Below are 9312 nucleotides of genomic sequence, written 5' to 3'. Positions count from 1 at the left end.
GCCTTTTCAAGTTTACGACCAGACCTTATACCATCAATCTGACCCATAAGAATATTTCTAGCAAGCATTCTCCTAGAATAAGCTTTCTTACCTGGAGTATCAGCATATTTAGAATGCAAATCACCAAAATCATACCGACTAACCAATTCCTCAATAAAAAAACAAATATGATTATCTGGAATAAAGTCCCTCAAATTTAAAGGAAGTAAAAATACCTGACCAATACTATCTTCATGCAAAACCATAAACACCAACTCAACAAAAACTAAAAAACATTAATACTATATTACACCCCATAATATTTAAAACTAAGCATAACTAAAAAGAATCAAAAAATAATTATTGCACAGCCAACTTTATATTTTCGTAATACTATTTTTATTATTTATTTTAATATTAGTAATAATTATTAAATTTAAATAAATTAATACTTATATTATTAATTATCAATATAATTTAGAGTGTTAATAAATATCTTTAAAATTAATTATTTTTATTATCTTACAATTTTTTCAACTGATTATTATGTTTGAAATATTTAAAGAATTAGGGTATCAAAAAAGAAAGTGTGAAACTTGTGGTAGTGATTTTTGGTCTATAAATGAGAGATCTACATGTGGGGATGCTCCATGTGATGAGTATGAGTTCATTGGAGATCCTCCAACAGATAATAGCTATAATCTATATGAGATTCAAAAAACATTCACTGAATTTTTTGAAAACAGGAACCACACATATACTACACGTTATCCAGTTCTTGCGAAAAGATGGAGAGATGATGTATTTTTAGTTGGAGCTTCAATATATGACTTCCAACCATGGGTAACATCTGGTTTAATGGAACCTCCAGCCAATCCTTTAACAATTGCTCAACCAGCTATTCGTCTAAATGATGTTGATAATGTTGGAAGAACTGGAAGACACATGACATGTTTTACTATGGGAGCTCATCATGCATTTAATAGTCCTGAAAGAGAAATATATTGGGATAATGAAACAATAAAGCTTTGTCATGATTTTATAGAAAGCATAGGAATAGCTGGTGAGGAAATTACATTTATTGAATCATGGTGGGAAGGTGGTGGAAATGCTGGGCCATGTTTAGAAGTCTGTGTTAGGGGAGTTGAGCTTGCAACACTTGTTTTCATGCAATACAAGATATTACCTAATGGTGAAAAAGAAGAAATTCCTCTTAGGACTGTTGATACAGGTTATGGATTAGAAAGATTTGCATGGATATCTCAAGGGACTCCTACTGCTTATGATGCATGTTTTGCACCAGTTGTGGATAAATTAAAAGAAATAACCTCAGTAAATGTTAATGAGACAATTTTAGCTGAAAATGCTCAAATAGCTGGAATGATGGATATTGAAACTTTTGCAGATATTAGAGTTCTTCGTAAAACAGTAGCAGAGAAACTAAATATTACAGTTGAAGAATTACTTCGCTCAGCAGAACCAATGGAAGCAATATACATAATAGCTGACCATACAAGATGCTTAGCATTTATGATATCTGATGGTATAATACCTTCAAATGTTAAAGAAGGATATCTTGCTCGTCTCGTACTTAGACGGACTATACGATTTATGAAAGAACTTAAAATAGAAGAATCTTTAGCAGAAATAATGAAAATTCAATTAGAGTTCTTAACAAAATTTTATCCAGAAATTAAGGATTCTTATAATCATATAATGAATATTATTAATATTGAAGAGAAAAGATACTTTAAAACAATTGAAAAAGGGGAAAAAATAGTTAAAAGAACTATTAAGAACCTTAAAAAACAAAACACAAATGAAATGCCTCTTGAAACATTAATGAATCTATATGATGCCCATGGAATGCCTCCAGAAACAGTTAAAGAAATAGCTATTAACAATAATTTCACAGTAAACATTCCAGATAATTTTTTCACACTTATAGCTGATTCTCACACAGAAGAAACTCACGCAGAAAAAGAAATATTGGATATTAGCTATCCTGAAACAGAATTGTTATTCTATGATAATTTTAATCGTGTAGAAGCTAAATCTAAGCTTATTGGTGTTGAAGAAATTAAAGATAACTTATATTTAATTTTTGATAAAACAGTATTCTATCCAGAAGGTGGAGGTCAACCTTCAGACCTTGGAAAAGTTTTTATAACTGATGATAACAACAATACTATTGATATATCTATTTCTCATACAGAAAAAGTTGATGGGGTTGTTTTACATCAGGTATTTATTGACGAAGGTAATAATGATTATCTTAAATTAAATAAAACCTATTTAGATAACTTTGTAGGTAAAACTGTAATTGGAATTATTGATTGGGATAGACGAATTGCTCTTGCAAGAAATCATACGGCGACTCATTTGATAATAGCTGCTTCAAAAGAAGTTTTAGGGAGTCATATTTGGCAAGCAGGTGCTCAAAAGGGGCTTAATCATTCTAGATTAGATTTATCTCATTATAAACGTATTTCTCAAGAAGAACTAGATGAAATCGAGAAAATAGCTAATGGATATGTAATGGATAATCTCAAAGTAGATACTACTTTCATGAGTAGAACTGAAGCAGAGAAAACTTATGGTTTGAATCTATATCAAGGTGGAATAGTTCCAGGCTCTATTATACGAGTTGTAAAAGTATGTAATATTGATATAGCTGATGGTGATATGTCTAATATTGTATCTAATAATACTAATAATACTATTGCTATTAATAATAATACTAATAACAATAATACTAATAATACTACTAATAATACTAGTAATAATACTAGTAATAATAATTCTTACATTGATGTACAAGCATGTGCAGGAACTCATGTACTTAATACTGGAGATATTGGACTTATTAAATTAAACAAAACAGAGAGAGTTCAAGATGGCGTTGAGAGATTAGATTTCTCAGCAGGAATGGCTGCAATTGAGTCAATGGAAAGAAATGATAGCTATTTAAGAGAAAGTTCTTCTATTCTTAAAGTAAACAATGAACAACTTCCAAAAACATGTGATAGGTTCTTTAGTGAATGGAAATCTTATAAAAACGAAATACAAAAACTACAAAAAGAAATAGCTAACCTCAAAGCAAGTAATATTGAAAATGACATTATAGAAATTAAAGGATTAAAAGTTCTAACTCAAGCTTTAGATGGAGATATTAAAGAAATACAAAAAATAGCTACTGATTTCACTGATAACAAGAAAGTAGATGTAATTGTTATTGGAAATAAAAGTGGGAATATTGTAGCTGCAGTATCACAAATAGCTATTGATAATGGAATTAAAGCAAATGACTTAATTAAACAGTTGGCTCCAATACTTGGTGGTGGTGGAGGAGGAAGACCTAACTTAGCACAAGGTGCAGGTCCAAAAGAAGATAAGATTCAAGAAGCTTTGGATTTAGCTATTAAGCTGATTGAAAATTAATTTTGTTATTTTCATATTTCATCTATTTTATTATTTTTTAGACGATTATTATTACTTATTTTTCATGAAAAAATTAATAGAGAGATTAGTATGATTAAAATAAAATTAATAAGAAATATTAAAAGAAAAGACTTAATAACAGAATATGAAATAAAATACAAAAACATGAAAGAGTTGCGAAAATTATCTGAAAAAACTCCCGAAGATATAAACTTAGACCTTGACTTAGATGAATGGGAATATTCACTAACTCATCCAGAGGAGATATTAGAACAAACTAGAATAATATACAACCCTAAATTTTCATCAAATGATCTTGAATATTAGGCAGATGAAATTTCAACTATCTGGAATTTTCAGGTAGTTCAAAAAGCTAACTTTTATTTATAAATACAATATAACAATTGTTAATATTTAAATAATATCATTGTTATATTACAATATGTGTTACTTAATTTAAAAATTTATTTAAGTATATTTAACAAATGTTTTTATTATTAGTTAATTTAAAGAGGATTTTTATGGAATATGATTTAATAATTGGTAGATATGGAGAAGTGGGACTTAAAAGTCCTAGAGTTAGAGGTAGATTTGAGAGAAAGTTGGTTTCTAATATAAAAGCAAAACTTAAATGTGAAATCAGGGTAAGCCAAGCAAGATTTTACATATCTCCTGAAAATTTTGAAGAAGGGCTTGAAAAATTGGATAAAATATTTGGGATAGTTTCATATTCTCCAGCTATTTCTTTAAAAACAGATTTAGAAGAAATAGATAAATATTTAACTGAATATGTTGGGGAACTTGAAAAAGAAGGACTTATTACATCAGAAACACCTTTTGCAATAAGATGCAGACGTGTTGGAACTCATGAAATGTCTTCTCAAGAATTTGCAGCATATGCTGGTGGAGTTGTAATTGAAAAAATAGGAGCTCCTGTTAATTTATCAAATCCAGAGATTACAATATATTTAGAAGTAAGGGAAGATGAAACTTACATTTATCATAAAAAGATTCCAGGACCTGGCGGATTACCTTTAGGTTCGCAAGGAAGGCTTGTAGCACTCATATCAAGTGGAATAGACTCACCAGTAGCTGCTTATCTCATGATGAAGAGAGGATGTGCTGTAACAGCTATTCATTTTAATAATGATCCTTTTTCAGGACCACAAGTCACTGAAAATTTTAATAGACTTATAGATCAGTTAAATGAATACTCTTCAGGATATCCAATAAGGAGAAAAATTGTTAAATATGGTGAATACCTTCAAAAGGCTAAAGATGAAGCTCCAGAAAAATTAACATGTGTATTATGTAAATCTGGAATGTATAAAATAGCTAGTGAAGTTGCCAAAAAAGAAAAAGCTTTAGGAATCATTGATGGAAGTAGTGTAGGTCAAGTAGCTTCTCAAACCCTTCCAAATATATTAGCTACAAGAGAAAATGCAGAATTCCCTATTCTAAGTCCATTAATTGGTCTGGATAAGGTAGAAATTGAAAAAATAGCTAAAAAAATAGGAACTTTCCCAATTTCAGAATTAAATGATGGTGGTTGCTCAGCAGTACCAAAATACCCAGAGACAAATGCTGATTTAGGGAGAGTTCATGAATCAATCGAAGCAATGGATCAAGATGCTGAGGTTAAAAAAGTTATTGATAATTTGTATCCTAATTAATATCTAACTTTTTTTATTTTTTTTAATTCTAAATATTTTTATTCTAAATTATAATTAATATAGAAATTTATATGTATAACTTTTGTATACGATAAATTTAATTATTTTTCACTAAATATTTCTTATAAACTGTGTGTAAAAATTTTTCCTCCTGGAAAATAAATTATTACTAAAATCATGATTCCTGATAACTTTAAATCATTACAGTTTCTGTCGAATATGTTACATTAACTATCCTAATTTATTATTATATATTTTAGTTCGCGGCTGACTTTTTAAGATTGTTATTCCTTAAAAAACATCTTTATTGACTAAATTACTAATAATTAGTATGCATTTTATAATAAAATATAATGCTAACTTTCTCAGGATGCAAAATTTTTACATAATCATAAACTTAATCATAAAGAAATATGCATAAACTCATGATCTAATTAAGTTAAAATAATGTGTTTTATGCCTAGATTCAGAACTTAAATCAAAAAATAATAAATTGATGGATAAATTTTGGAGTGTAATTACTCTCCATATTAATTTAGAACAGCATGATATATGTTAATAATACACTAAAATTTAAAAAGGATGCATATCAATGGAAGAAAAAGACATTAAATTAACTGAAACACTACTATACACTGGACCAGATGGCGCCGTAACATTAGAAGTAATAATAGACCAAGAAAACCAAACAATGTGGGCTAGTCAAAAAACTATGGCTGAATTATTTCAAAAAGATAGAAATACTATTAGTGAACATATTCAAAATATTTTTAAGACAGGTGAATTAGATGAAAATTCAGTTGCCCGGAAATTCCGGTTAACTGCATCGGATGGTAAAAAATATAATACTCAAGTATATAATCTTGATGTTATGATTTCAGTAGGTTATCGAGTAAACTCTAAACAAGGTACACAATTTAGGATATGGGCTACAAACATCTTAAAAGATTACATGATTAAAGGATTCGCCTTAGACGATGAATTATTGAAAAATGGTACAAGATTTGGTAAAGATTACTTCGATGAACTACTCGAAAGAATTAGAAAAATAAGGACATCAGAAAGAAGATTTAACCAGAAAATCACTGATATTTATGCAACAAGTTATGATTACAACCTAAACGCTGAGGTTACAAAAGATTTTTTTGCAAATGTCCAGAATAAACTAATTTTTGCTGTAAGTGGCAACACGGCTGCTGAAATAATTGCAAGTAGAGCAGATAGTGAAAAACCACACATGGGATTAACAAATTGGAAAGATCCTCAAGGTCAAATTTTAATGAGTGATATTGTAATATCTAAGAATTATCTTAATAAAACTGAATTAGATAATTTAAATCGCATTGTTGAGGGATTTTTATTATTAGCTGAGCTTAGAGCTAAAAATCAGATTCCTACAAGCATGAAACAGTGGAAAACTGTTTTAAATGATTATATAAAATTAAATCAACTACCTATTTTAGAAAATAAAGGAAAAATCACATCTAAGATAGCTATAGATATTGCAAAGAAACATTATGAAAAGTTCATTGTTTTTCATGATAAAGAGTTTCAATCTGATTTTGATAAAATGATTGATGAAATAAAAAGAATTGAAGGTAAAAATTTATAATGATTATGTATGGAGGATTACATGTTAAATCCAGAAATTATATTGAACATCCAAAACTCTCATCACTGCTGAGAGAAATTACTTGGTTTCATAATTTAGCTATTTTTAAATGTTTATATATTGTTAATTTCATATAATATAACTAAAATAAAGAAAATTAAAGCTTAATTAAAAAGATAACGAAATATTTAAAACTATAATATTAAATTGTCATGATACTATAGAAGAAATACACCAAATGGAATGAATTGGAAAATAATAAACACATTGAATAATTATTTTAATTGTATACAAAACTTATACAGCATTTAAAAACAATATGTTTAACAAAACATTTTTCGCAATGATCATTTTCCAATTCTTGAGAAAATAGCGAAAATTAGAGAAATCTCTGATTTATCATTTTTCAAAAGTTTTAAGTCTAATTATTATTTAATAATAATCATATAATTTTAATCAATAAATAAAGAGGAAGAAAAATGTCAAAAATTAGAAAAGAAAAACTTTTAAGAAGATTAAATAAAGAATATCAAGCATCTAATTATGTAAAAACTGTTAAAATAGCGAATCAGATATTGAAAGCATATCCGAAGGAAAATAAGGCATATTTATCTAAAATAATTTCTTTATTCTATTTAGATAAAAGAGAGGAATGTTTAAAAACTTTTAAACAAGCTTTAAACTCTAATTCTGAGGATAAGGATTTTATTCATGATATTGCTCAATTGTTACGTGATTTTGCTGAAAATGAAGAAGCATTAGCAATTTTTGAAAAAACTTTTAAATCAAATCCTGAAAATAACGTGATTATGGAACATTTGATATATACTTTGGTGGATATGGGAGGTCTTAAAAAAGCATTCAATTTTATTGATAATTTTCCAAAAGAGCATCCTTTATACTTAGAATGTTTATTTTTCAAGGCACATTTATTTTCAAATGAACTAATGTATGAAGAATCTTTAGATATTTGCAATAATGTATTAAAGCATGATCCTTATCATTTAAATGCACTTTCTAAAAAAGTTTTTGTTTTGAATCATTTGAAAAGACCTGAAGAAGCATATGAAGTACTAGAGTTTAGAATTAAAAATAATCTACGTCCAAAATGGGCTAAAGTAGATAAGGCTCTTTATTTTGCAGGTAAAGATAAAATGTCTGATGCTTTAGATATTCTTGATGAAATTCTTAAGGAAGATCCTAATTTTGCTTATGCTTTATCCACTAAAGCTGCTTTTTTACATAATGCAGATGATAATGTTTTGGCATTAGAGTATATTAATAAGGCTTTGGAAAATGTAGATTATAGAGGACATGATTCTACTTTAGTTACTAAATCATTAATATTAGCTAGTCTTGGATCCTATGATGAAGCATTTGATTGTTTAGATGAAATTACTAATGATAATATTGATATAGATGGAGTTATAGAAAAGATAAAAAGAATTAAATCTTTGGGAAGAATTAAAAAAGCATTAACTAATTTAATATGAATCTGGTATATATTTAAATAGCTTGTCATGATTTAATTCATTTAATTTCACTAAAATGAACCATGATTAATATTATTAGTCAATTAAATAAGTTATTTGAAAAGTGGAATAAAATATTCAGGCTATCTAGAGAGGAAAAAAGTGAAGAATAATAAAAATTTTGGTTATAGCTATGATGTTTTATCTGATGCAGTAACTATTAATCCACATAATAATAGGGAATATTATGATACCATAACTTTAGATAAAAATATTATAATTGATATAGATAAAACAGGATTCCCTACTGTGATTGAAATATTAGATTTTAGTAAAATATTAGATATTGAAAAATATCTTTTAGAAAAAAGTTCACTAAATAATCTGCAAATAAATAAAGATGGTAAAAATATTATAATAAGAATTATTATAGAGGTCTCTACTCCAAGGCTTGACGAAATAAAAACTTCAAACAATTATTCAATTAATAAAGGACTTACTGAGTTAATTATTGAAGAAAATATTAAATAAATAGTAGTTACTTAGCACTGTAAATAAAACTTGGGATTTTTGATTTTGCACTTTGTTGTGTTATCCTTAGATATTTTAGGATGAATTTAAAATTATCTTCCATTTTTACTTTTTTGAGTTTGAACAAAAGCTATTCTAAAATTTAAGCATTTTAAATATGATGAATGCTTTTATTAATTTTAAAATTATTAGGAAGTATAATAAAGAATTAATTCAATTCTTTGATAAATATAAAGATGTTGAAGGCATATTTGCAACGGTAAAACAAACATCTTCAAAAAATAGTAATAAATATGCAAATAGTCTGGATAATAATGAAAAAGAAAACAATTATTGGATTGATGAGGATTATGAGATTTTAGATTTTGAAAATCTTAGGGATTATGTAATTAAAGAAGAAAAAAATAAGAACCATGTTATTGTTGATGCAATAGAATATTATATTAAAAATGGAGTGCTTAATATAGTTTTAATCGATTGGCTGTGCAATAATTATTTTTTGATTCTTTTTAGTTATGCTTAGTTTTAAATATTATGGGGTGTAATATATTATTAGTGTTTTTTAGTTTTTGTTGAGTTGGTGTTTATGGTTTTGCATGAAGAT

7 protein-coding genes and 1 pseudogene are annotated in these 9312 nt (G+C 27.2%); 7 read left to right on the top strand and 1 reads right to left on the bottom strand.

All coding sequences use genetic code 11. The features are described from left to right. Nucleotides 1-245: pseudogene (locus MBFIL_RS00080) on the bottom strand (hypothetical protein); the annotation flags it as partial. A 280-nt stretch (nucleotides 246-525) separates the two neighbouring features. Here MBFIL_RS00080 and alaS point away from each other — a divergent pair. The 7 genes from alaS to MBFIL_RS00045 all read left to right on the top strand — a co-directional run bounded on the left by alaS (nucleotide 526) and on the right by MBFIL_RS00045 (nucleotide 9231). Beyond that, on the top strand, nucleotides 526-3420 hold the full coding sequence (alaS, locus tag MBFIL_RS00075; protein ID WP_066970136.1) for an alanine--tRNA ligase: 2895 nt from the start codon (nucleotides 526-528) through the stop codon (nucleotides 3418-3420). Between the two features lie 165 nt (nucleotides 3421-3585). Further along, a complete protein-coding gene (locus MBFIL_RS00070) occupies nucleotides 3586-3747 on the top strand; it encodes a hypothetical protein (RefSeq protein ID WP_211261679.1) in 162 nt (53 codons plus the stop codon). Nucleotides 3748-3941: 194 nt separating this feature from the next. Next, nucleotides 3942-5093 (top strand): tRNA uracil 4-sulfurtransferase ThiI, encoded by a 1152-nt coding sequence (thiI, locus tag MBFIL_RS00065; RefSeq protein ID WP_066970130.1) that lies wholly within the window; start codon nucleotides 3942-3944, stop codon nucleotides 5091-5093. 592 nt (nucleotides 5094-5685) lie between these two features. Beyond that, nucleotides 5686-6705 (top strand): virulence RhuM family protein, encoded by a 1020-nt coding sequence (locus MBFIL_RS00060; RefSeq protein ID WP_066970126.1) that lies wholly within the window; start codon nucleotides 5686-5688, stop codon nucleotides 6703-6705. 479 nt (nucleotides 6706-7184) lie between these two features. Then, on the top strand, nucleotides 7185-8198 hold the full coding sequence (locus tag MBFIL_RS00055) for a tetratricopeptide repeat protein (RefSeq protein ID WP_066970123.1): 1014 nt from the start codon (nucleotides 7185-7187) through the stop codon (nucleotides 8196-8198). A 141-nt stretch (nucleotides 8199-8339) separates the two neighbouring features. Continuing rightward, complete coding sequence (locus MBFIL_RS00050) at nucleotides 8340-8708, top strand: DUF2283 domain-containing protein (RefSeq protein ID WP_066970120.1); 369 nt, start codon at nucleotides 8340-8342, stop codon at nucleotides 8706-8708. A 157-nt stretch (nucleotides 8709-8865) separates the two neighbouring features. Then, on the top strand, nucleotides 8866-9231 hold the full coding sequence (locus MBFIL_RS00045; RefSeq protein WP_066970112.1) for a hypothetical protein: 366 nt from the start codon (nucleotides 8866-8868) through the stop codon (nucleotides 9229-9231). The last annotated feature ends 81 nt before the right edge of the window (nucleotides 9232-9312 follow it).

The sequence above is a fragment of the Methanobrevibacter filiformis genome, from assembly GCF_001639265.1.
Taxonomy (GTDB): domain Archaea; phylum Methanobacteriota; class Methanobacteria; order Methanobacteriales; family Methanobacteriaceae; genus Methanacia; species Methanacia filiformis.
Note: the sequence above shows the minus strand (reverse complement) of the source record. Positions and strands in the feature narration are given on the sequence as shown.

Coding starts and splice junctions, on each gene's coding strand:
- alaS (WP_066970136.1), top strand. CDS start 526: ATGTTTGAAATATTTAAAGAATTAGGGTATCAAAAAAGAAAGTGTGAA.
- MBFIL_RS00070 (WP_211261679.1), top strand. CDS start 3,586: ATGAAAGAGTTGCGAAAATTATCTGAAAAAACTCCCGAAGATATAAAC.
- thiI (WP_066970130.1), top strand. CDS start 3,942: ATGGAATATGATTTAATAATTGGTAGATATGGAGAAGTGGGACTTAAA.
- MBFIL_RS00060 (WP_066970126.1), top strand. CDS start 5,686: ATGGAAGAAAAAGACATTAAATTAACTGAAACACTACTATACACTGGA.
- MBFIL_RS00055 (WP_066970123.1), top strand. CDS start 7,185: ATGTCAAAAATTAGAAAAGAAAAACTTTTAAGAAGATTAAATAAAGAA.
- MBFIL_RS00045 (WP_066970112.1), top strand. CDS start 8,866: ATGATGAATGCTTTTATTAATTTTAAAATTATTAGGAAGTATAATAAA.